The 23,536-nt window shown below is 34.0% G+C and carries 24 protein-coding genes and 4 tRNA genes; 17 read left to right on the forward strand and 11 right to left on the reverse strand.

Annotation, left to right across the window (positions count from 1 at the left end; translation table 11 throughout):
* Window positions 1-9 precede the first annotated feature (9 nt).
* The gene (locus tag JF259_RS12070; RefSeq protein WP_199115589.1) at window positions 10-333 is read left to right on the forward strand and encodes a YbaB/EbfC family nucleoid-associated protein; all 324 of its coding nucleotides are present in this window, start codon (window positions 10-12) and stop codon (window positions 331-333) included.
* Between the two features lie 290 nt (window positions 334-623).
* Here JF259_RS12070 and JF259_RS12075 read toward each other — a convergent pair whose 3' ends face one another.
* Window positions 624-1,655, reverse strand: coding sequence for a threonine aldolase family protein (locus JF259_RS12075; protein ID WP_199115590.1), 1,032 nt, complete (start codon window positions 1,653-1,655; stop codon window positions 624-626).
* Window positions 1,656-1,807: 152 nt separating this feature from the next.
* On the opposite strand from JF259_RS12075, the gene prfB reads away from it, so the two are divergent.
* From prfB to JF259_RS12095, 4 genes are all read left to right on the forward strand, one after another.
* Window positions 1,808-2,918 (forward strand): peptide chain release factor 2 gene (prfB, locus tag JF259_RS12080; RefSeq protein ID WP_199115591.1). Its coding sequence is split into 2 segments (ribosomal slippage): window positions 1,808-1,870 and window positions 1,872-2,918, totalling 1,110 coding nucleotides; the frame shifts between segments, so codons are not numbered across the junction.
* Window positions 2,915-3,535, forward strand: coding sequence for an HAD family hydrolase (locus JF259_RS12085; RefSeq protein WP_199115592.1), 621 nt, complete (start codon window positions 2,915-2,917; stop codon window positions 3,533-3,535). The genes prfB and JF259_RS12085 overlap by 4 nt, the downstream gene beginning before the upstream one ends.
* Window positions 3,532-3,873 carry an arsenate reductase (glutaredoxin) gene (arsC, locus tag JF259_RS12090; RefSeq protein WP_199115593.1) on the forward strand — a complete coding sequence of 114 codons (342 nt, stop codon included), beginning with the start codon at window positions 3,532-3,534 and terminating at the stop codon, window positions 3,871-3,873. Before JF259_RS12085 ends, arsC begins: the two co-directional genes overlap by 4 nt.
* A 376-nt stretch (window positions 3,874-4,249) precedes the next feature.
* Complete coding sequence (locus JF259_RS12095; protein WP_199115594.1) at window positions 4,250-6,691, forward strand: TonB-dependent receptor domain-containing protein; 2,442 nt, start codon at window positions 4,250-4,252, stop codon at window positions 6,689-6,691.
* 651 nt (window positions 6,692-7,342) lie between these two features.
* Here the strand turns inward: JF259_RS12095 and JF259_RS12100 are convergent.
* Window positions 7,343-8,377 carry an FKBP-type peptidyl-prolyl cis-trans isomerase gene (locus JF259_RS12100; RefSeq protein WP_199115595.1) on the reverse strand — a complete coding sequence of 345 codons (1,035 nt, stop codon included), beginning with the start codon at window positions 8,375-8,377 and terminating at the stop codon, window positions 7,343-7,345.
* Window positions 8,378-8,544: 167 nt separating this feature from the next.
* Between JF259_RS12100 and JF259_RS12105 the strand changes: the two genes are divergently transcribed.
* Both JF259_RS12105 and JF259_RS12110 read left to right on the forward strand, forming a co-directional pair.
* A complete protein-coding gene (locus JF259_RS12105; protein ID WP_199115596.1) occupies window positions 8,545-8,916 on the forward strand; it encodes an RNA-binding S4 domain-containing protein in 372 nt (123 codons plus the stop codon).
* 30 nt (window positions 8,917-8,946) lie between these two features.
* A complete protein-coding gene (locus JF259_RS12110; RefSeq protein WP_199115597.1) occupies window positions 8,947-9,450 on the forward strand; it encodes a phosphoribosyltransferase family protein in 504 nt (167 codons plus the stop codon).
* On the opposite strand, the gene JF259_RS12115 is transcribed toward JF259_RS12110, so the two are convergent.
* Complete coding sequence (locus JF259_RS12115) at window positions 9,439-9,963, reverse strand: shikimate kinase (RefSeq protein WP_199115598.1); 525 nt, start codon at window positions 9,961-9,963, stop codon at window positions 9,439-9,441. The genes JF259_RS12110 and JF259_RS12115 overlap by 12 nt on opposite strands.
* A gap of 133 nt (window positions 9,964-10,096) precedes the next feature.
* Here JF259_RS12115 and JF259_RS12120 point away from each other — a divergent pair.
* From JF259_RS12120 to JF259_RS12135, 4 genes are all read left to right on the forward strand, one after another.
* A tRNA-Lys gene (locus JF259_RS12120) sits at window positions 10,097-10,169 on the forward strand.
* Window positions 10,170-10,221: 52 nt separating this feature from the next.
* Window positions 10,222-10,306 (forward strand) — tRNA-Leu (locus JF259_RS12125).
* 233 nt (window positions 10,307-10,539) lie between these two features.
* A tRNA-Lys gene (locus JF259_RS12130) sits at window positions 10,540-10,612 on the forward strand.
* Window positions 10,613-10,856: 244 nt separating this feature from the next.
* Complete coding sequence (locus JF259_RS12135) at window positions 10,857-11,078, forward strand: Arm DNA-binding domain-containing protein (protein WP_199115599.1); 222 nt, start codon at window positions 10,857-10,859, stop codon at window positions 11,076-11,078.
* 214 nt (window positions 11,079-11,292) lie between these two features.
* On the opposite strand, the gene JF259_RS12140 is transcribed toward JF259_RS12135, so the two are convergent.
* Window positions 11,293-13,110, reverse strand: a complete 1,818-nt coding sequence (locus tag JF259_RS12140) for a hypothetical protein (RefSeq protein ID WP_199115600.1) — start codon at window positions 13,108-13,110, stop codon at window positions 11,293-11,295.
* Window positions 13,089-13,655, reverse strand: a complete 567-nt coding sequence (locus JF259_RS12145; RefSeq protein ID WP_199115601.1) for a hypothetical protein — start codon at window positions 13,653-13,655, stop codon at window positions 13,089-13,091. The genes JF259_RS12140 and JF259_RS12145 overlap by 22 nt, the downstream gene beginning before the upstream one ends.
* A gap of 777 nt (window positions 13,656-14,432) precedes the next feature.
* On the opposite strand from JF259_RS12145, the gene JF259_RS12150 reads away from it, so the two are divergent.
* Entirely contained in the window at window positions 14,433-14,768 is a 336-nt protein-coding gene (locus JF259_RS12150) for an ISAon1 family transposase N-terminal region protein (protein WP_199115602.1), read from the forward strand.
* Window positions 14,769-14,805: 37 nt separating this feature from the next.
* Here JF259_RS12150 and JF259_RS12155 read toward each other — a convergent pair.
* Window positions 14,806-14,879, reverse strand: a tRNA-Met gene (locus JF259_RS12155).
* 146 nt (window positions 14,880-15,025) lie between these two features.
* Here JF259_RS12155 and JF259_RS12160 point away from each other — a divergent pair.
* Window positions 15,026-15,415 carry an START-like domain-containing protein gene (locus JF259_RS12160; RefSeq protein WP_199115603.1) on the forward strand — a complete coding sequence of 130 codons (390 nt, stop codon included), beginning with the start codon at window positions 15,026-15,028 and terminating at the stop codon, window positions 15,413-15,415.
* Window positions 15,416-15,483: 68 nt separating this feature from the next.
* Window positions 15,484-16,326 (forward strand): aminotransferase class IV, encoded by an 843-nt coding sequence (locus JF259_RS12165; RefSeq protein ID WP_199115604.1) that lies wholly within the window; start codon window positions 15,484-15,486, stop codon window positions 16,324-16,326.
* Here the strand turns inward: JF259_RS12165 and JF259_RS12170 are convergent.
* The 5 genes from JF259_RS12170 to JF259_RS12190 form a co-directional block, all read right to left on the reverse strand.
* Window positions 16,323-16,883: a YqgE/AlgH family protein gene (locus JF259_RS12170; protein ID WP_199115605.1), complete on the reverse strand. Its 561-nt coding sequence runs from the start codon at window positions 16,881-16,883 to the stop codon at window positions 16,323-16,325. The two genes, JF259_RS12165 and JF259_RS12170, sit on opposite strands and share 4 nt — an antisense overlap.
* 123 nt (window positions 16,884-17,006) lie before the next feature.
* On the reverse strand, window positions 17,007-17,279 hold the full coding sequence (locus JF259_RS12175; protein WP_199115606.1) for an HU family DNA-binding protein: 273 nt from the start codon (window positions 17,277-17,279) through the stop codon (window positions 17,007-17,009).
* 189 nt (window positions 17,280-17,468) lie between these two features.
* Window positions 17,469-18,416, reverse strand: a complete 948-nt coding sequence (fmt, locus tag JF259_RS12180; RefSeq protein WP_199115607.1) for a methionyl-tRNA formyltransferase — start codon at window positions 18,414-18,416, stop codon at window positions 17,469-17,471.
* 84 nt (window positions 18,417-18,500) lie between these two features.
* Window positions 18,501-20,405, reverse strand: a complete 1,905-nt coding sequence (locus JF259_RS12185) for a RecQ family ATP-dependent DNA helicase (protein WP_199115608.1) — start codon at window positions 20,403-20,405, stop codon at window positions 18,501-18,503.
* The gene (locus JF259_RS12190; RefSeq protein WP_199115609.1) at window positions 20,405-20,947 is read right to left on the reverse strand and encodes an AAA family ATPase; all 543 of its coding nucleotides are present in this window, start codon (window positions 20,945-20,947) and stop codon (window positions 20,405-20,407) included. The genes JF259_RS12185 and JF259_RS12190 overlap by 1 nt, the downstream gene beginning before the upstream one ends.
* A gap of 224 nt (window positions 20,948-21,171) precedes the next feature.
* Here JF259_RS12190 and JF259_RS12195 point away from each other — a divergent pair, with 224 nt between their 5' ends.
* The 3 genes from JF259_RS12195 (at window position 21,172) to murA (ending at window position 23,501) form a co-directional block, all read left to right on the forward strand.
* The gene (locus JF259_RS12195; protein WP_199115610.1) at window positions 21,172-21,465 is read left to right on the forward strand and encodes a DUF493 family protein; all 294 of its coding nucleotides are present in this window, start codon (window positions 21,172-21,174) and stop codon (window positions 21,463-21,465) included.
* A 69-nt stretch (window positions 21,466-21,534) separates the two neighbouring features.
* Window positions 21,535-22,185 carry a DUF4290 domain-containing protein gene (locus tag JF259_RS12200; protein WP_233164252.1) on the forward strand — a complete coding sequence of 217 codons (651 nt, stop codon included), beginning with the start codon at window positions 21,535-21,537 and terminating at the stop codon, window positions 22,183-22,185.
* Window positions 22,186-22,193: 8 nt separating this feature from the next.
* Window positions 22,194-23,501 carry a UDP-N-acetylglucosamine 1-carboxyvinyltransferase gene (gene murA / locus JF259_RS12205; RefSeq protein ID WP_199115611.1) on the forward strand — a complete coding sequence of 436 codons (1,308 nt, stop codon included), beginning with the start codon at window positions 22,194-22,196 and terminating at the stop codon, window positions 23,499-23,501.
* Window positions 23,502-23,536: the final 35 nt, after the last annotated feature.

Raw genomic sequence — 23,536 nt, forward strand, 5'->3', positions numbered from 1 at the left:
ATACAGGCTATGTTTGGAGACATGATGAATATGATGGGCAAACTCAAAGAAACCCAAAGAAAAGTAGAAGACACAAAAAAGCGCCTAGATACTGTTTTAATTGACGAAAACAGTCATGATGGCAAGGTAAAAGTTACGCTTACTGCCAACAGAAAAATTAAAGCTATAGAAATAGACGAAACGCTACTGAAGGATAAGGAAGAATTAGAAGATTATCTTATTTTAACCTCAAACAAAGCTATTGAAAGGGCTACACAAGTCAATGAAACCGAGCTCGCTGCTGTTGCCAAAGAGGGGATGCCCAATATTCCGGGGATGGATATGTTTAAATAGTTGTTGGTTGTTGGTTGTTGGTTGTTGGTTACTGATTACTGGTTACTGATTACTGATTACTGGTTACTGGTTACTGGTTACTGGTTACTGATTACTGATTACTGGTTACTGATTACTGATTACTGATTACTGGTTACTGATTACTGGTTACTGATTACTGATTACTGATTACTGATTACTGATTACTGGTTACTGATTACTGATTACTGATTACTGGTTACTGGTTACTGGTTACTGGTTACTGGTTACTGATTACTGATTACTGGTTATTGGTTGCTAGTTGCTAGTTGCTAGTTGCTAGTAAAATTACTATTTTTTAAAACCTGTACTAGTTTATCATGCATGGCATCGGTGTAATCTAAATGCGTGACCATTCTTAATTTACCTCCTCCCATGCCTATTATATGAATATCCTTATTCGCTAGGCGTTGTTTAAAAGTTGCTTCGTCAACATCGTTGTTTAATTCAAAAATAACAATATTGGTTTCGATGGGTTCAATAATTTTTATAACTGATAATTTTTCTAGCGCCTCCCCTATTTCTTTTGCCTTTTTATGATCTTCTACTAACCGCTCTATATGATTGTCCAATGCATATAAACCAGCTGCAGCCAAATAACCAACTTGTCTCATATTACCTCCAAAAATTTTACGTATGCGCATGGCTTGCCCCATAGTATGGGCATCACCAATCAATACCGAACCAATAGGACACCCCAGTCCTTTGCTTAAACAAACTGAAATAGTATCGAAAATTGCCCCATAATCCTTGGGAGCTTCATTTTTAGCTACCAAAGCATTCCACAAACGGGCACCGTCTAAATGAAAACCAAGCTCATGTTCATCACAAACCTTTTTTATTTTTAATATCTCTTCAAAATCCCAACAAGCACCACCACCTTTATTTGTAGTGTTTTCAATCTCAACAAGGCTTGTTTTAGCATACCAATAATCAGAAGGGTTAATGGCCTCGATAACCTGTTGGGCAGTAAACATACCTTTATTTCCATCAACTAATTTACAGGACACACCACTATTAAAGGCAACTCCACCAGATTCATAATTATATATGTGCGCATATTTATCGCAAATAACCTGTTCTCCTGGGTTTGTATGTAATTTAACAGCAGTTTGGTTGGCCATAGTACCACTAGGGAAGAAAAGGGCACTGTCTTTTCCAAACATATCGGCTAATTTCTTTTCTAATTGTAAAACAGTAGCATCCTCTCTAAAAACATCATCGCCAACTTCAGCTAGCATCATGGCTTCCAACATGCCTTGTGATGGCTTTGTTACGGTATCACTCCTTAAATCTATCTTCATTTAATTCAATTTAAGTATTTAAGAGAAAACAGCACTCTTCTTTCAACGTATCCAAGTACTATTTCTTTTCTAGCTAAATCTATAAAATTATATTAATAATTATTTTCTGCTGATGCTTTAAATTATATTTTTGTTGAAAATAAACGAGAATTATGATAACATCAGATCAAATTAAAGATCTTAATACCCGCCTTGACAAACTAAGGCACTATCTTTGACGTTGATGCCAAGCTTATAGAAATACAAAACGAAGAAGAACAAACATTCGCTCCAGATTTCTGGGACAATCCTAAAACAGCCGAAGTTGTTATGAAATCACTTCGCGTTAAGAAAAAATGGATTGAAGATTACGATAAAATTAAAACCCTTATTGAAGATTTAGAGGTTATCTACGAATTCTATAAAGAAGGTGAGTCTTCTGAAGAAGACGTTGAAACACAATTCGAAAAAGCCACGACCTTACTGGAACATATTGAGTTTAAGAATATGTTGTCTGAAGAGGGTGACAATTTAAGTGCTGTATTACAAATTACTGCAGGAGCTGGCGGTACCGAAAGCTGCGATTGGGCAAGTATGTTAATGCGTATGTATTTAATGTATGCCGAAAAAAACGGCTTTAAAATTAAAGAACTTAACTTTCAGGAAGGTGATGTTGCCGGTATAAAAACGGTAACACTTGAAATTGAAGGTGATTTTGCCTTTGGTTGGTTAAAGGGTGAGAACGGTGTACACCGATTGGTGCGTATTTCACCATTTGACAGCAATGCTAAACGCCATACCAGTTTTGCTTCTGTGTATGTCTACCCACTTGTAGACGATACCATAGAAATTGAGCTTAATCCTGCCGATTTAGAAATAACCACTGCCCGATCTAGTGGTGCGGGAGGTCAAAACGTTAATAAAGTTGAGACAAAAGTACAGCTAACCCATAAACCAACGGGCATACAGATATCCTGTTCAGAAACGCGATCACAACACGATAACCGTGCCAGGGCTCTACAAATGCTTAAATCCCAATTGTATGAAATCGAATTGCAAAAACAATTGGCACAACGTGACGATATTGAAGCCGGTAAAATGAAAATTGAATGGGGTAGCCAAATCCGTAATTACGTAATGCATCCTTATAAATTGGTTAAAGATGTTAGAACAGCGCATGAAACTGGTAACGTAGATGCCGTGATGGATGGCAATATAGATGCCTTTTTAAAATCCTATCTCATGATGATGGGACAAAAAGAAGAAGATAAAAACACATTATGACTACAATTGACACCATTATATTTGATCTAGGTGGTGTTTTAATTGACTGGAACCCTGAATATGTCTTTTTAAAAGCCTTTCATGGTGACCGTAATAAAATGCAATGGTTCCTAGATAACGTATGCACAAGTGCTTGGAATGAAAACCAGGATGCTGGTTATCCGTTAGATCAAGCAACTGAAGACCTGATTGTGCGTTTTCCAGAGTATGAGAACTTAATAAAAATGTATTATGGTGATTGGGAAAACATGCTAGGGGGAAGTATCGATGAAACGGTTCACATTTTAGAAACCCTCGTTAAATTAAACAAGTACAAAATAGTAGCATTAACAAACTGGAGCCACGAAACTTTCCCAATAGCTTTAAAACGTTTTAATTTTTTGAGTTGGTTTGATGGTATTGTTGTTTCGGGTGAAGAAAAAACAAGAAAACCTTTTGCTAAGATCTACACGACAACTTTAGACCGTTACAACATTAAAGCAAAAAATGCTATTTTTATTGATGACAGTTTAAGAAATATTGAAGCGGCCAAAAAGTTACATATCAATGGCATTCATTTTAAAAGTCCTAAACAACTTATAGAAACATTAAAATCATATAATATCTACATACCATGATAAAAATATTCCATAATAATAGGTGTAGCAAATCACGTAACGGCTTGCAAATTTTAGAGCAATCTGGAAAGCCTTTTGAAATTGTAAAATATATTGAAGACACGCCCTCTATGGACGAACTCAAAAATATTATTAATCTACTCAATATAGCTCCCATAGATCTCGTAAGGAAAAACGAAGCCATTTGGAAAACAAATTTTAAAGGCAAACAACTAAGTGACGATGAGATTATAAAAGCAATGGTCGAGAATCCTAAACTCATTGAGCGACCTATAGTTATAAATGGCAATGAGGCAGTAATTGGTAGACCTCCTGAGCTTATAAAGAATATTTTATAATCTTCTTTTAAAGGTTTTATTAATTTTCCTTCAAGAGTCATTGGTTTTCCACTAACTAATGAAAGGCTCAAGTGTATTTTATTGCTGTTAAACCTCAAGCCCTTAAACATCATTAAAACGAGACACTTTTTATGGAAGACGCAACTAAAAAATATTAGTTTTTCTGATGACGATCTTGTAGCTATTTTACATCAAATATTCAAATCCAATCAAAAGCCCTATAATCATCAATGGGAACAAGGCCATTATTGGCAGACCACCTGAGCTAATCCTGGACATTACATAGGAAATATCGCTCCATTTTTTTTAACAAATTATTAACCCATAAGGCTTAAACCATAATCTACTTTTGCGATCTAATTCCTAAAAGCAAATTATGTACAAACTATTACTAGGTATTTTTTCTATTGTCTTATGTTTCCATAAAACAGATGCACAACCTAAAAATCCTTTAGAAAGCACACCCTTAAAAAAGGTTATAATTACTGGAAAAGTCATCGACAAAGAAACCCAGGAACCTTTAGAGTATGCAACCATTTCGTTTTTCAGCAAAAAGGAAAATAAAATTGAAACAGGAGGCATTACAGATGCTAATGGCGACTTTAGTATTCCCGTACGTTCCGGCACTTACGATATCTCTATAGAGTACATTTCATTTAAAACAATAACACTTACCAATAAAAAACTTAATTCGTCTTCTAATATCGGTACCTTTTCACTTGAGTTAAATACCGAAAGCCTTGGTGAAGTCGAAATTATAGCAGAACGTACGACTGTTGAATTAAAATTAGATAAAAAGATATATAACGTAGGCAAAGACCTTACTGTTAGAGGAGGCACCGTAAGCGATGTTCTTGACAATGTCCCTTCTGTTTCTGTAGATGTTGAAGGCAATGTATCGTTACGAGGGCAAGGAAATGTTCGCATATTAATAAACGGAAAGCCATCTGGTTTGGTTGGACTTAATTCTACCAATGCCCTTCGCCAGTTACCCGCCGAATCCATAGAACGCGTCGAAGTTATTACATCGCCTTCAGCACGTTATGATGCAGAAGGAACTGCTGGTATATTAAACATCATTTTAAGGCGCAGTAAACTGTTGGGAACCAATGGTGCCATAACCGTTAATGGCGGACTGCCTAAATCTGGTGGTATTTCTACCAATATTAACCATAGAACTGGTGACATCAATATATTTAATACTACTAGTTACCGCTACAGCGAAAGCCCTGGGTATTCCTATAGTAGAAACTATACAAAGGACTCTCAAATTACCCTAGAAGAAAATCAGGAAACAGAAAGAATACGTAAAGGGCTAACAACAAACTTTGGTACCGAATGGTATATCACAGATTCCGCTTCATTAACCGGGTCTATTACATGGAGTAATGGCGATAACCAACGGAATACAACCAATACTATTAATCAATACGATGCAAATCTGGAATTAATAAGCACTGGCATGCGACGCGACCCCGAATTAGAAGACGATAAACGTATACAATATGCTGTAAATTTTGATAAGCAATTCGATAAAAGTGGGCATAAATTCACTTTCGATTTTCAATATGAAGACAATACCGAAGATGAAAATTCATTGATCATTGTCAATAATGAACTTAGTGAAATGGTAGCAACACTAGAGGATCAAACCCAAATACTGTTACAAACAGACTATGTATTACCTATTGGAGAAAACAGTCAATTTGAAATGGGGTATCGCGGTAATTTTGACAATACTAGTACCGACTATATCGTTGAAATATTAAATGATGACACCAATAACTTTGAAAAGAACACCGATTTATCCAACCTGTTAAACTTCAAGCAATATGTTAATGCGGCATATACGCAATTTGGAAGCAAAATAAACAAGTTTTCTTTTCTTTTAGGACTGCGCATGGAAAATACACAAATCACCATAGATCAACCGACCAGTGGTGATTTTAACAAAAAGAATTATACTGGTTTATTCCCCACCGTTAACTTAAACTATGAGTTTAGTGAAGATGAAAATATAACTTTAGGTTATAATCGACGTTTGAGCAGACCACGTTCCTTTTTCTTAAACCCTTTTCCTTCTAGGGCTAGCTTAACCAGTGTGTTTCAAGGGAATCCTGATTTAGACCCTAGCTATTCTGGCAAAGTTGATTTGGGATATTATAAAAAGTTTGGAAAATTAACCTTTACGACATCAGCGTATTACCAACACGAAACAGATGCTTTTTCTTTTGTAAGTTTTGACACAGGGGAAGATGTATTAATAAACGGAGAATGGGTAAATGTCATTCAGCGTGGCCCCATCAACTTAGCTACCGAAGACCGTGTTGGCTTTGAATTCACCTTTATGTTCCGACCTACTAAAAAATGGAATTTAAACACCAACTTTAACTTATTTAATAGGTCGACTAAAGGCACTACTCCAAACGGTTTAATATTAGATAAAAAAAATACCAGTTGGTTTGCTCGTTTAAACAATAAGTATACATTGCCTGGTGAAGTAGATTGGCAAACAACTTTTTATTATAGTGGCCCTTCTGAAGATGCACAAAACAAAAACAAAGGCAGGCTATACTCAAACATAGCTTTTAGTAAGGACTTGTTTAAGGAAAAAGCATCACTAGCACTTTCTGTTAGCGATTTATTTAACTCAAGCATAAGAAAGACCAATACAACAACCCCTACTTATACCGGTTATTCCGAATTCCAATGGCGTAAACGTAGCTTAAACATGTCGTTTACCTATCGCTTTAATCAGAAGAAAAAACCACAACGCTCCAGAGGAGATTTCGATGGTGGCGGTGAAATGGAAATGTAAATATTTATGTTTTCAGGACAAAATAGAGGCCCGAAAAGTGTGTCATTCAGAACGGAGCGTAGCGAAGTGAAGAATCTTTGAATCATATAATATTGTGTAAGAGATCCCTCCAAATCCTGTGCTGAGCTTGTTGATATATCGGGATGACAAAGTATTGTTTTTTTGCTTTATGTCACATAACGAATATTCAATTTGTTTTTAACAGATTCTTTCATTTCATTCAGGATGACACACTTTTCAAACCTCTTAATTTATGTCTACATGTCTCGTCTTGAAATAGCTTTACTGTAAATTTATTACACCAAATCACAGATTTTACACACTTACAGACAACAATTCACCAGATAAGCCTCACATTAACAACAAGTTATATGAGTTCAGTTAATAAATCTGCCCTTATTGATCTAACAAACTGATGGCCAAGTTCGAGTGATTTTGTGAGGGACGACAAATCTGTATCGAGAACTATTCGTAGACAACTTCTCGATACATTATTCTCCTTAGATCGAAAAACATTCGAAGCTGTAAAAGTTATATAATTCAGGTAAGTTGTGCTCTATTACTCCGTTTAAATGCTATTAAACAAAAAAGCAGCGTCTTGAAGACAAGACACTGCTCTGTTATTTATAATTTATTTAAGCTGGCTTAAGCTTATAATGTACTATCTAGATACGCAGCTTTACCATTCCCATCGGGATCCAAGTTCAATATGGTACCCGTAAACGTCCCATCTTCCTCTTCTATAACCGCTATTAGTACTTTAAAATCTCCAGAGGCTAGGCTTTCAAGCTCTTCCCTTGTTGGTTTGTTATGAGTAGTAAGTTCAATTTCATCTTTTGTTAACTTCAAATCGCCATCATCATTGGTATCAACAAAATCAGGGGTGTCATCATCATCGGTATCATCATCTTCTAATGTAAATTCTCCATCCCCATTAAGATCTTCCAGATACGAAGGAATTCCATCTCCATCGTGGTCGTTTTGATAGGTTTGTAATAATTCAAACTTAAAAATAATAGGAGAATACGCGGGAATCCCAGCAGTAGCACTGGAAAAATAGCCTAAACCCGAAGGTATAAACATCACACCAACACCATGATTCACAAAATCAATGGTACCATCCCCTGAATCAACATAACTTTCGGAAGCCTTAAAGTGAGGAAATACCTTTCTCCAACCTGGAACTAAAGACGTTAAATCAAATTCTACCGGTGTGACCGCACTATCGAAAACATCATCATTTAGCTTAAAGCCTTCGTAAGTCACCAATACATCATCACAAAACTTAGGTGCCTTACCGCCTCCCTCATTCAATACAAGATAATAAACCTCATAATCGGTTTCAGCGAATACCAAACTTTTCTTAACCAATAGCCCATTTTCTTCTTGTAAGGCATCCCATAAAAGAGTATTGTTATCAGGATCGGGCAACTCACCGCTTTCAGGAAGCTTACTTATTAGCAGATCGTTTATACTAGGATCTGGATTATCCACAAAAGCACTCGAATTATAGTAATGGCTCTTAAAATATTTAAGGATAGAATCATTATCTGCAATTTGCTGTTCACCTCGGTCTCGTATCTCTACAGGGGTAGGCTCATTTGCATCATCATCCTTTTTACAGGATACAAACCCAATGGTTAAGCATAGTATAAATAAACTTACTTTTTCTAATTTCACTAGCATAATTTATTTGTTTCTTTAAGGCAAAATGTTACACTTATTTAAGTGGTAATACTAAAAAGTATTTTTTCACTACAACATGCAACATTAATGTTTATTTTTGAGGTCGCAAGATACAATTTTAATACAATCTTGCACAATAACATTAACGTAGTTTTCACAATAATTATATGCGTATAGATAAGTTTTTATGGTGCGTTAGATATTATAAAACCAGAACACTGGCAACAACCGCATGCAAGAAAGGTCAGGTACGGGTAAATCAAGAAATTGTTAAGCCCAGCCGGGAAGTTTATGCCCAAGATATTATTGAACTAAGAAAAAACCAAATAAACTATAGGCTAACCGTTAATGATATTCCCGAAAGTCGCGTTGGCGCTAAATTGGTAGATATTTATAGAACCGATACAACTCCAAAGGAACAATTTGAAGCCCTAGAGCTTTTAAAGTATTCGAAAGATTACTATAGAAAAAAAGGAATTGGACGTCCTACCAAAAAAGATCGCAGGAATATTGATGATTTTACTAATGAAAATGAGTAATTTTATCCTCAAATTTTAAACATACTCCCTATGAATGTTAAAAATAATATCATACTGTCCCATAAAGAAATTAACCATAAAATTAGACGCATTGCATTTCAAATCTATGAAAGCAATGTTAATGAAAAGGAAGTGGTTTTGGCCGGAATTGTCTCTAATGGTTACCTTATAGCCGAAAAGCTAAGAGATGAACTTCTAAAAATTTCTGATATCACTCCTATATTGTGCCAGGTAAACATCGACAAAAAAAACCCTACACACCCCATAAAAACGTCTATTGATGCCAAAGTGTACACGAATAAATCGTTAGTTTTAATAGACGATGTTTTGAATTCCGGTACAACATTAATATATGGGGTAAAACACTTTTTAGACGTTCCCTTAAAACAATTTAAAACGGCTGTTTTGGTAAATAGAAACCATAAAAAATATCCCGTTAAAGCCGATTTTAAGGGCATTTCTCTATCTACATCCTTACATGAGCATGTAAATGTAAATCTAGAAGGTGACTCCTTTGAAGTTTTATTGGATTAATTGACCAACTATTTCATTAACAATAGTAGTACTATCTTTATTATCGGTCAATAATGTTAGCTGCGCCTGAGTATAAAACTGTGTTCGCTCAAACAAATGTTTCCCGATAAACTCGGTTAGCTGTTCATCTGTTTCAAGATGAGCAATAAGGGGACGTTTCCGTTTCTCGTTTTTCAATCTGGCTACCAACGTTGGTATGCTAGCCTTTAGGTAAATACTCTTTACATATGGTGCGTTTAACAACACATTCATATTATTTCCATAGCACGGTGTACCACCTCCTAATGACAAGATGAGATTGCTTTTACTTTCTATTAAAGTCTTTAAATATTTTGTTTCAATAGTCCTAAAATAAATCTCCCCCTTTGTTTTGAATATATTACTAACCGAAGTATTTTCCTTTACTTCTATATAATCATCAAGGTCTATAAAATCATAATCCAATTTTACTGCCAATTCCTTGCCCAAAGTCGACTTCCCTGAAGCCATATATCCAATTAAAGTGATTATCATTTTCTTGCTATAAATTGATTATTAAAAGTATACTTATTTGATCCCACAAAAAAACAAAAAAAACCTAAAAAAAGCATTGTTTTTTTAATTAAAGCCATTATATTTGCACCCGCATTACGAGAGGTAATACAAAGACCGGGTAGCTCAGTTGGTAGAGCATCTCCCTTTTAAGGAGAGGGTCCTGGGTTCGAGCCCCAGCCCGGTCACAAAAGGTTAAGCAAATTGCTTAACTTTTTTTATTTTTACCAACATCATTATGCGCACGTGGCGGAATTGGTAGACGCGCTAGCTTGAGGGGCTAGTATCCGTTTAGGATGTGGAAGTTCGAGTCTTCTCGTGCGCACTAAAATAATTTACTTAAAGACTAACCACTAAAAAGGGCATTCCCTCCCCCTATACCTTGCACTTAACTTAACTTATATATTTCCTTATTTTTTTCATTTAAAAAATATTTCTCCCTGTAGTTTACTGATTTAAAAAGGGTTATTTACATTTTCCTTATTGCATTTAAAAAAGGGCTTGTTTTTCTAATAAAAGCCTGTATATTTGCACCCGCATTACGAAAGGTAATACAAAGACCGGGTAGCTCAGTTGGTAGAGCATCTCCCTTTTAAGGAGAGGGTCCTGGGTTCGAGCCCCAGCCCGGTCACTGATAGGAATATCAATAGAAAACAAAACCTTGCTAATTATATGATTAGCAAGGTTTTATAGTTTTTGGGCATTAATTTTATTTGATGTTATTTAGTTTTATCAGGTTCACAAATCGTCAACATATTTTAAAAATTGACCTATAACTGTCAACATCAATCCAAAATTAATTACAACCATTAATTTTAAGCTAGTTGAATTGATTTTCGTCTCAAACATTGTTTAACAATTAAAAGACATCAACTATGCGAACTTCTTCAACATTTTCTATCCTTTTTTGGATATATGCCACTCGTGCAAAAAACAATCAAACTGACATTTACGCCAGAATAACTGTCAACAAAAAACGAGTAAATATCAGCTTAAAGAAAAAAATTGATATAAGTACTTGGGATGCCAATCGCCAAAAGGTGAAAGGCAATGGAATAACAGCTAGAGTTAAGGTTTCATATATCTTTTTTTCTTGATAAAAAAAGAAACAAAAAAATCAAGACTGCATAAAACTTTGGAAACAATTAACGGTTCATTACGCTATATTTTAGGAAGCTTTGTAACTAACCAAGATTACTAAAGATAACGCCTTAAAACGTAGAAACACCAAGAGAAATAGTAACTAAACCCCTAAAATAGGGTCGCTCCACTCACCTATTGTTTTAACCAAAATTTTATGAGGTCAATAAACTAAAACTTAAAATTTAAAATAAAGCTCATATTACTAAAATGATTATTTCTCAGAAAATCTTTATTGTATTGGCCATATTTAAATAGAAACCCTGGACTAAATAAAAACCATTTAGTTTCATATTCAACTTCTAAACCTGCCCTAAGGCCGTATGTATATATCCAATTTGTTGACCCTTCTTCAGAATTATTATTTGGATTTGACAATTCTTCATCAGTATAGAAAGTTGTTGCCCCAAACTCTATCCCTATAAACGGATATATTCGATGATTTTTTGAATATCTTTTTAATAAAAAATATTCGAATGCGCCACCTATTTCTGGTTGAGGAGAAAAATTATACCCCGTATAATTAATACTTTTGCCCAAATCTAAAAAACCAGACAGCCTAGTTTTACGAGATATATCTACTGCTACTTCTAACAATATTGAGACGGAACTTAAAGGTAAAGAATCATTTGATGTTAATTGAAAATCATTATTATCTCCAAAAAATGTCGTAGAAAAACCTGTTCTAACAGAAAAGGCTCCTCTTTTAACATATTTATGATTAAATTTTACTGGATTACTTAACAAATCTTTATCATTGATTTGATATAAATAATAGCTTTTATTTTGTTTCTTTTTTAAGAATCCTTCTTCATTGGTTTCAGTGAAATCACTTTTAAATTTGATACTACGTACACCAACAGAGTCACTATATGAGTAGCCTATTGTATCATTTTGATGTAGATTTCTAATAAATTTTTGACCAATTTTCTTTTTTGAAATTATAATTTTATTATTTGAAACAACTTCTTCATTATCAAAATAAATTTGCCCTTCATTATCCTCATTTTTAGGAATAGATTTCCCAGTTAGATAGTCAACACTATTAGAATCCTTATATAATGGAGTTATTGACTTGGGTTTATCAGTTGGTATTAATTTAATATTAATTGGATTAGAATCATTAATTCCATCTGATACATTAAAACTTAAGTAATAAATGGAATCATTCGAAATAACAATTTTCTGATTAGGACTATTTGGTGATAAATTAACTTTATTTATATGTTGATAATATTGATTTTCTACAGGTATATTTTTCCAATTATAACTTATTTCTTCTGTATCAATATCATATGACTTAGACCCTGAAACCTCAATTGTATCTCCTTTAGATACAAAGGATTCAAAACTTTTAGAATATGATTTATTATACATTTCAATTATAGCAACTGGAGGGTCATTATTTTCATCAAATAGCCGATATAAGGCATTTTTTATTTTCTTCAAGTAATCTGTATTTTTTGGGTTTATAAAAAAATTTTCAACCTTTTTAACTTTTTTAAATGTACCACTTCTAATATTACCTTTACTTTCACGGTCAATTAAGGGCTTTGTTTCAAATAATTCAAATTGAAATTCAATTAACTCTCCTAATGTATTTGTTTTAATTGTTAAGAAATAATTGTAGCTAAGTATAGTATTGATTATTTCACTATTTACTTTGTTATCAATTAATTCTAAATTTATTAATGATTTAGCATTATATTTATTCCAAACAATGTTAGCCATTTCGGATTGTAATTTACTATCCTCTTTTAATCTGTTAAAGCTCTCAACCTCTTTAAAATATGTCTCAATGGCATTTTTCTTATTAATACTTGAAGTTGTCATTTCTTTTAGCTCTGATTCGATATATGGGACTAGAAATCCTGGTTCTTGAAAATAGTAGAGTAATTCTTTTTTATTAATATCAGAAACCTCATTATTTTGAGAAAATAATAATCCTTGACTAAAAACTAAGATTATTATAGAAAGTCTTTTAAGCATAATTTAGTTCTTTTTAAAATAAGGTCTTTATTTTTAAAAATTAGCGTTTTAAATTGTTCTTCAACTTGTTGTTTTAAAATATTTTTTGGTGCCGGACCTAAGGCAGGAATAGAAAATTCTAAAAATTCAAGGTTGCAATTTTCAATTTCAATAATCAATTTACCTCCAGTATAGTTTGCCACATCAGAGTTATTAATAAGTGCTATATAACTACCAGTGTAATCAATTTTAATGAATAAATTTCTTTCAAATTTATCAGTGTCAAACTCAAATATTCTTTTTCCTGCATTTCTCAATCTTCCCATAACCTCATAATTAAAACCTTCAAAATTTTCTTTGCTTTCTTCTACATAAATGACGTCTCCTGCATCATTGTTAATGTCTTGTATTGGTTTTGCTTTACTATTAAAGTTAAATAGACTCACAATAAAGGTTATTATTACTACTAAGGAAGCAACATAGCCTACCCTAGTTGGCATTTTCCAACTATTCCATTTTTTTTTACTTGGAATAATACTTTTAAAAAACACAAATATTCTCTTCAATTTATATTTATATATTAGGTCTTAAATATCAATATTATTAATATGTAAATATACTCATTTTAACAAGTAATAAACTACTTAAGTTATTACAACAATTTAATCATTCCACACACATTACACTTCCCTCCTACGTCGTCGTGTAAAAAGTGTTCCATTAACTTTTGTAAAAGAAACTTTGGAGAAGAAAACTTTTAAAAGAAAAATCAGCAAATGAAACTATTGCTTTTACCAAAGCAAAGTAACATAATGCTGACCATTATAGTACAAATATTTATTATGTTGTTTAAGCCATTGTTTCCATTTGATAGCTATAATTCTATATTATGTAAAATATCCCAGAATCATTCTATTCCATTAGAATGATTGGAAACTGAACCACAAATTTCTTAGTTTTATAATAAAAATACATCTATTTATATAGGCTCAATATAAACCTTAAAGTTTACAATTATTTTTATTCATAAACTTATATATTTATATTTGTAACAACGAGAGTTAATTTGACATACTTATAATTAAGCAAGGTTCACAAATCGTCAACATCGATTTGATAAACTAATAAAAGAGCGATGACTGCTAGGATTAGAACAAAAGGTTCAGAACCCAGCCCGGTCACTGATAAGTATATCAATTAAAATCAAAACCTCGCTAATTATAAAATTAGCGAGGTTTTATGTTTTTTAGACAATCCTTTAATTGGATCAAGCAAGAAAGGGATCAATCTCAAAAGTTGTGTGTGGATTTGCTAAGGAATGATCTTTTTGCAGAAAAAAACCTTTGGATTCATATATAGATATACTGAAAGTTCTGTTGCCAGAACTATTGATTACCCATTTTGACATTGTAAAACACGACAGTAATAAAGAAGTACTTCACTTATATTTTGAAGAAAAGAAGGAGATTCCCAAAGAGTTTTCGTCTAGCATGATTATTTCTCACGGATTCCATAAAGAAATTACGATACAAGATTTCCCTGTTCGAGGAAAAAAGGTGTTCCTGCATATTAAACGTCGTAGATGGCTAGATAAACCCAGTAAAGAAGTTGTGCAAAGAGATTGGAATCTAGTAGCACAGGGAACTCGAATGGGATCAAGGCTAATTGTTGTGGAATAAAAAAAGGACTTCAATTTCTTGAAATCCTTTTTACTTGTAGCGAGAGCGGGGCACGATCCCGCGACCTCCGGGTTATGAATCCGACGCTCTAACCAGCTGAGCTACCTCGCCTAATTTTGTGGCTGCAAATATAAAAACAATATTATTTGAAACAAACATTAATTGTGTAAAATGTTATTAAAAAATAATATCGAAAAATATTATAAAACTTATCAATTAATGTATATATTGAGCAAGAAAAATTTTCAACAATACCTATGGACGATAAAATAAAATTTGACATTGAATTTCCAATTCACGCTTCTCCTCAATTATTATATCAATATATTTCTACACCATCTGGCTTATCGGAATGGTTTTCAGATAACGTAAATTCAAGAGGTGAACTGTTTACCTTCATTTGGGACGACAGTGAAGAACAAGCCAAACTGCTAAGTAAAAAAAGTGGGGAACGCATAAAGTTTAGATGGCTAAATGATGAAGACGACCAAACATCCTATTTCGAATTAAGAATTCAAGTAGATGATATTACCAAAGATGTTTCTCTCATGATAACCGATTTTGCGGAAGAGGATGAAATAGAAGAAGCTAAAATGCTTTGGGAAAATCAAATTTCCAGTTTGAAACAAGTATTAGGTTCAGCTTAATATAAATTCCTATATTTTTAAATTATCTTTGCCCTGCACTCAAAAATCAAGAGTGCGGGATTTTTTTTATGACAAATTTTAACGCTACGATTTTAGAAGATACAACTAAACTATCTATTAAAAATAGAGGTTACAGCTATGGCGACGCCTTATTTGAAACTATAAAAGTATTATCTGGTAAAGTTTTATTCTGGGAAGATCATTATTTTAGGTTAATGGCCTCCATGCGTATTATGCGCATGGAAATTCCAATGCATTATACTATGGAATACCTAGAAGAACAAATACAAAACACCCTAACTGCAAATACATTACAAAATGCATCAGCCCGAGTAAAACTAACGGTCTATAGAAATGAAGGTGGTTTATATTTACCCGAAAACAATGATGTTAGCTTTATTATTTCGGTTCAAAAAACGGAAGAGGATCTTTATCAGCTTAATGAATCGTTCTATGAAGTTGACTTGTTCAAAGATTACTATATGTCACCAAGCCTACTATCTACTTTAAAAACCAATAATAAGGCACTTAATGTAATAGGCAGTATTTATGCCAAAGAGAACAATTTAAACAATTGCTTGGTATTAAATACCAACAAGCATGTTATAGAAGCACTTAATGGTAATGTTTTTTTAGTGAAAGACAACCAAATCAAAACGCCTCCAGTTACCGATGGCTGTTTAAAAGGTGTTATGAGAAAACAACTCATGGATATTCTAAAACTACTTCCTGATTACGAACTTGTAGAAGCATCTATTTCTCCTTTTGAACTTCAAAAAGCCGATGAGCTATTTATTAGCAATGTAATAATTGGTATTCAGCCTATAACAAAGTATAGAAAAAAGGCATTTAATACAACGGTAGCCAAAATGCTTCTACAAAAGTTAAATGTTAAACTAAGGCTTGGTTAATTGTAATTAGGGTTTTCTGGGGCATTAGACCATATACTATATTCCCCCCCAAATTCCAGCATCTTTTCTTTCCAAAAGGATTCGTAGTTTTTCTCTATGATACTGTTTTTATAAACATTTTCTATAACAACCCAGGAGCTCCCTTTTAATTCGCTTTCCAATTGATTGGATTCCCAGCCTGAGTATCCCAAAAAGAATCGGATGTCCCCCTCTTTTATAGATTTATTGGCAATTAAGTCTGCCACTATATTAAAATCGCCTCCCCAATAAATACCTAAAGAAATTTCTATACTATCTGGTATTAACTTAGGTACTTTATGAATAAAATATAAGTTGTCTTGCTCTACAGGGCCCCCATTGTATATTCTAAACGAAGCTTCAATCTCGGGAATGAGATCTTTGATTGTATAATCTAAAGGTTTGTTTAAAATAAAGCCTATGGACCCCTCTTGGGTATGATCTGCCAATAACACAATAGATCGATTAAAAGCTACATCTCCAATTATTGCTGGTTCAGCAATTAACAAATTGCCTTTTTTGGGTTTAATTGTTACCATGCCTCTGAAGAATTAATTAACTAAATCTAATATTTATTTATTAAAAAAGCAACTGTTTGACGGATTATTAAACAAAAAAGCCTTCAAAAACTGAAGGCTTTTTAAATATGTTTGAAGTAAAAATTAGTTTACTGCATTTGATAAATCTGATCCAGCTTTAAACTTTACAACGTTTTTAGCTTTGATTTTAATAGTTTCTCCTGTTTGAGGATTTCTACCTTCTCTTGACGCTCTTTTAGAAACTGACCAAGAACCAAACCCTACTAAGGAAACTCGCTTTCCTTTTTGTAAAGCACCTTCGATATCAATTAATAAAGAGTCTAATGCTTTTTTTGCTGCTGCTTTAGTGATTCCAGCATTTTCTGCCATACCGTCGATTAAATCTGATTTGTTCATAATATAAAATTTAATTATTAATAAATTGGTTAAACATTTTTGTTAAATTCTACTACAAATTTATACGGATTATGCAATCATGCAAGTAATGACAAGGGAAATACACTGCATTGTTAATAACTTACGGCTTTTGTTAATAAAGGATATGCATTTTATCGGCTTTTTTACGATATCAGTAATAATAAGGCTTTACAGCATTTTGGCATCTTCACTAATAACATAACCATTTAATAGGGATTTTATATCCATTAAACGCTTACCTGGTAATTTAATTTCCTGTACCAATAAATAACCACCAGTAACTGCAACGCGTAGTTCTTTTTTAGTTGTAAAGACATTGCCAATATTATGGTTATGTTCCCTAACCTCTTTATCAGCCTTATATATTTTTATATCCAAAACATCTTCCCCATTCTCCAATATACACCAAGCACCGGGATACGGGCTCAAGCCACGTACTTTATTATGAATCCCTTCTAAGGTATCGTTCCAATCGATTTTACAATTATCCCTATTCAATTTATAAGCCGTCTTAATATTGGGGGTATCGATTTGCGGATACGTTTTAACATCACCTTCTTTTATCAGTGCCACAGTTTTTAAAACCAATTGGCTTCCTACATGCATTAACCTGTCATGAAGGCTTCCAACATTCTCGTCTGGATCGATGGCTACGGCCTCCTGTAAAATCATAGCCCCAGTATCAATTTTATCGTCAATAAAAAATGTAGAAACGCCTGTTTCGGTTTCACCATTGATAATGGCCCAGTTAATGGGTGCAGCACCGCGATAGTTGGGCAATAAAGAAGCATGCAGGTTAAATGTCCCATAAGCAGGCATTTGCCAAACGGCTTTAGGCAACATTCTAAAAGCTACTACAATTTGAAGGTTTGCATTGCATGCTTTTAAGGCCTCTAAAAAAGCTTCATCCTTCAAATTGGTAGGTTGGAGTATACACAAACCTTGTCCTTTGGCATAATGCTTTACAGCACTCTCATGAAGTTTTCTACCACGCCCAGCTGGTTTATCTGGTGCTGTAATAACACCTACTATATTATAATTATTATCTACCAATGCCTTTAATGTAGCAACTGCAAAATCTGGAGTGCCCATAAATACAATTCTTAAATCTCTCATCTGCTATTTCTTTAATTTGTTATTTCAGATACAATCATGCAATGGCTATTCAAAACAAGTTGAATACTTCCATTTGCTCTCATATTATAAATGACTCAACTTATATGTGTTTGTTTGCGTTATACTTATAATTTGATGTTCTAACAGTAGCCGCAATGTATCTTTTACCACCTCGTCTGTACTGTTTAATGCTTTAGCGATGTCCCTTGAAGACAAATCGCCATTTTGTAACAACTCAATAATATGCTTTTTTAAATTAATTGGATGCTTTGATCCTGATTTTTTATTAGTCTTTATACAAACCGAACAAATACCACAGGGAGCAACATTTTCTTCTCCAAAATAGGAAAGCAACTGTACACTCTTACAAACCAAATCATTTTCAACATAATCAAGCATGGCCTTAACTTGTTTTTGCTTCAATTTGTTTTGCTGCTCAATAACAGATGCTATGCGATTAATTGTTTTATTGTCTTCGCGCGGCTCTATAAAAGTTACTTGGGCATCGGTATGGCTCAAACTTAGGCTTATAATTCCGTCTGTTTCCAAACGTTGTAGCCCCGTTATTAAGGTCACTTCATTAAGCGATGTTTTTTCGGCAATACGCCCAACATTTACTTGTGTTTCATGATCCATAATTCCTCCATACATACGCAACATCGATTTTACTATAATACCAAGATCTTTATGTGTATCCAAATAATTAAACAATGATGCATTAGGTATCACGAACTGAACTGTTACTTTATTTTTAAATTGCTTCGATAAATTAATAACACTATTCCTATCTAATAGCAATAAGGCGTTATAGCAAAGTGTGCCAGGGAATTTGTAGGTTTTACAAAAAGAATTAAAATCAAAATCAAAAGTTAGGTACTCGCCTTCTCCATAAGGTACCTGAAAATAATTACATAATTTTTTATAAACTTGTTTTACAAAATCAACGGTTGGCAAAACCTTTAAAAATTGGTTCTCTACCATAGCCTGATCGCTATTATTTTTAAGTAATACAGCAAAAGCTTTTTCTCCGTTCCTACCCGCACGACCGGCTTCCTGAAAATAACTTTCTATACTTTCTGGTAAATTTAAGTGAATCACCGTTTTAACATCTGGCTTATCAATTCCCATTCCAAAAGCATTGGTTGCTACCATAACTTGGCTTTTATTACTTAACCAACGCTGCATATTAACTTCTTTATTATCGTTAGAAAGTCCGCCATGGTAATGGGTCGCCGAAACACCTTTGGATTCTAAAAAGGCACTGACCTCGAGTGTTGCCTTTCTGTTTCTAACATAAATAATAGACGGGTTTTTATATTTCTTTAAAATGGTTTCCACACGATACAACTTATCTTCTTCATGAAAAACCATATAAGCCAGATTAGACCGATAAAACGATTGCTTAAACACCTTTGGATTAATAAAATCAAGCTCCTTCACAATGTCATTAACGACCACAGGAGTAGCCGATGCAGTTAAAGCCATGACATTTACTGCTGGCTGTAATTGTCTTAAAAGTGTAATATTTTTATAAGCAGGTCTGAAATCATTACCCCATTGCGAAATACAATGTGCTTCATCTACTGCAATTAAATTAACTGGCATTTGCTTGATACGTTCCTGAACCAGTTCCTGCTGAAGGCGTTCCGGAGAGATATACAAAAACTTATAATTCCCATAAATACAGTTATCCAAAAGTTTATCTAACCTATCCAACGACAAGCCACTGGTCAATGCCATGCCCTTAATCCCCTTGTCGTTTAATGCCTGCACCTGATCTTTCATTAATGCTATTAAAGGAGAAATAACGATACAAATCCCTGGTTTTGCCAAAGCCGGTATTTGAAAACATAAAGACTTACCGCCACCAGTAGGCAACAACACCAAAACATCTTCTCCTTCTATTGCCGCTTCAATAATAGCTTCCTGAGGTCCCCTAAAAGCTGTATGGTTCCAATAACGCTCTAATATATTAATAGGGTGATCCATTATAAGCTATCTAAAGTATTTAATATGTAATCGGTTCGCAAAGCTACCGTATCAAATGGGACGTTGTGCAACTTATAATTATAAACGTTATACGTATTGATCAAATGTTCATGAATAACCAATGCTTGATCAAAATTTTCATAACGTTCCTTGTCACTAATATAAATCGCTTTCCATGGTTTTAAAATAAAAACCTCGTCGTATATACTTCTTTTACATGCTTCGACAAAATGCTTTGGGTAATCACTTCCTATATAATCCATATAGGCCAATACATCTGGAATCCCCCTGTCAAAAAAAACCATCTCACTTCTAAGACTTTCGGCTTCCTCATATTGTCGGGACCTGCCTTGCAAAAGACGTTCGCTAAACAGCAACGGATCACTTAAAAATAGTTGATCGACCCCTTGTTTTTTAGCCTCTTGTGTCAGGTTCCTTGAAATTTCTTCAAGGCAAGCATATCCTCTATTTGTCAATTCATTTATAATAGTAGACTTTCCAGTTCCGGGGCCTCCCGTTATAATTATTCTTTTAGTCTTCAAATTAGCAAAATTTTGATTGTAAAAATCGGAATTTAACGGCTATAAAAAAAATACAACAAGACACATTCGCCCTTTGAGCTTAAGTCAAGCCATAAAATAAACTATCTCGTTGTTAGCCACGGAGCATTTAAATCTTATTTTCGAATAAAATCATTGATATATGTACCACCTAAAAATATCATTTAAACAAATGAAACTGTATATTTGCACCATATAAAATGACCATGAACACACCTTCAAACTCAGAGGAATTTTACAATAAATTGAGAGGCCAATTATACGAAACAGCTACTTGGCCTACTGAATATCTTTATAAATTTATAATTAAGTCTGATCTAGCCAAAATAGATCAAGTAGAAGCTATTTTTAATAATATGGGAGCCGTAATTCGTACCAAAGAATCCAAAAACGGAAAATACACCAGCGTCTCTATTAACGTTGTGATGAAAAGCCCAGAAACTGTTATTAAAAAATACAAAGAAGTAGCAGAAAAAATTGAAGGCGTGATCAGTCTTTAATTTTTTTTTGTATTTTGCGCTTGCATACAACTACATGCACTTTTTACATTAATACTACACTTTTATATTTTGACAGACGCTATTTATAATTTAGAATATAACACCGAGCGTGAGCTTTTAATCATTCCTGAATATGGACGCCATTTACAGAAAATGATTAACTATGCGAAATCACGAGAAACTAAAGAAGAACGTAACAAATTGGCCAAAGCCATTATATCGGTAATGGGCAACATGCAACCTCATTTACGAGACGTTCCCGATTTTCAACATAAACTTTGGGATCAGTTGTTTATCATGTCCAATTTCGAATTGGACGCCGATTCTCCTTTCGAAAAACCAACCAAGGAATTACTAGAAGAACGGCCACAACCATTAAGATATCCTCAAAACTTTCCTAAGTACCGTTTTTATGGTAATAACATAAAAACCATGATAGATGTTGCCAATACATGGGATAAAGGAGACCTTAAAGATGCTCTGGTCTACACTATTGCCAACCACATGAAAAAGTGTTTTTTAAATTGGAATAAAGACACTGTAGAGGACGCTGTTATATATGACCATTTATACGAACTTTCCAGTGGGAAAATTGATTTGAGAAGTTCTGAAGAAGATCTTTCGGATGCATCAAGTTTAATGCGTTCTAAATCCAAAAGCAAAAAAAGTGCTCATCATCACAAAAAGAGCTCAGGTGGCCGTTCAAGAAAACGTTACTAAAATTACCTATGGAATCATTTAAAATTGAAGGTGGGCACCAACTAAAAGGCCGTATTCAGCCTCAGGGAGCCAAAAATGAAGCATTACAAATTTTATGTGCCGTTCTATTAACTCCCGAAAAAATCACCCTAAATAACATTCCGGACATTGTTGATGTTAATAAGCTTATTAGCCTTTTAAAAAAGTTAGGCGTAAAAATAGAAAAACTTGCCCACGGCACTTATACCTTTCAAGCAGACAATATTAACTTGGAATATTTAGAATCTCCCGATTTTAAAGAAGATGGCAAAGGACTCCGCGGTTCTATCATGATTGTTGGTCCATTGTTGGCTCGTTTTGGCAAAGGCTATATCCCAAAACCGGGAGGCGATAAAATTGGTCGCCGTCGATTGGATACGCATTTTGAGGGCTTAATTAAATTGGGGGCTAAGTTTAGATATAGTAGAGAAGATCAATTTTATGGTGTGGAGGCCAATGTCCTTAAGGGCACCTACATGCTTTTGGAAGAAGCTTCGGTAACAGGGACAGCCAATATTGTAATGGCTGCCACTTTAGCCGAAGGCACAACAACAATATACAACGCTGCCTGCGAACCTTATTTACAGCAACTATGTAAAATGCTAAACAGAATGGGAGCCAAAATTTCTGGTGTTGGCTCTAACCTCTTGACCATTGAAGGCGTTAAAAGTTTGGGGGGCACTACCCATACCATGCTTCCTGATATGATTGAGATTGGTAGTTGGATAGGCCTAGCCGCCATGACCAAAAGTGAATTAACCATTACAAATGTAAGCTGGGACGATTTGGGAGTTATTCCTAATGTCTTTAGAAAATTGGGAATTACCGTTGAAAGACAAGGAGACAATATTCATATCCCTGCACATACCGATGGTTATGAGATACAAAGTTTTATAGATGGATCTATTTTAACAATATCCGATGCTCCGTGGCCCGGATTCACTCCAGACTTACTAAGTATTATACTGGTAGTTGCTACACAAGCAAGAGGTAGTGTTTTAATCCATCAAAAAATGTTTGAAAGCCGTTTGTTCTTTGTTGATAAACTTATTGATATGGGAGCAAAAATCATACTTTGCGATCCGCATCGCGCAACGGTTATTGGCCATGACTATAAATCGACTTTAAAAGCTATGACCATGACCTCTCCAGACATTCGTGCTGGAGTAGCATTGCTTATTGCGGCCTTATCTGCAAAAGGTACTTCTACAATCCAAAACATAGAACAAATTGACCGAGGCTACGAACGTATCGATGAACGTTTGCGTGCCATCGGTGCCAAAATTGAACGGGTTTAAACCAAACTCATAAAAATAGTAAAAGGTGTATTGGC

Source organism: Snuella sedimenti (genome assembly GCF_016428595.1).
Taxonomy (GTDB): Bacteria; Bacteroidota; Bacteroidia; order Flavobacteriales; family Flavobacteriaceae; genus Snuella; species Snuella sedimenti.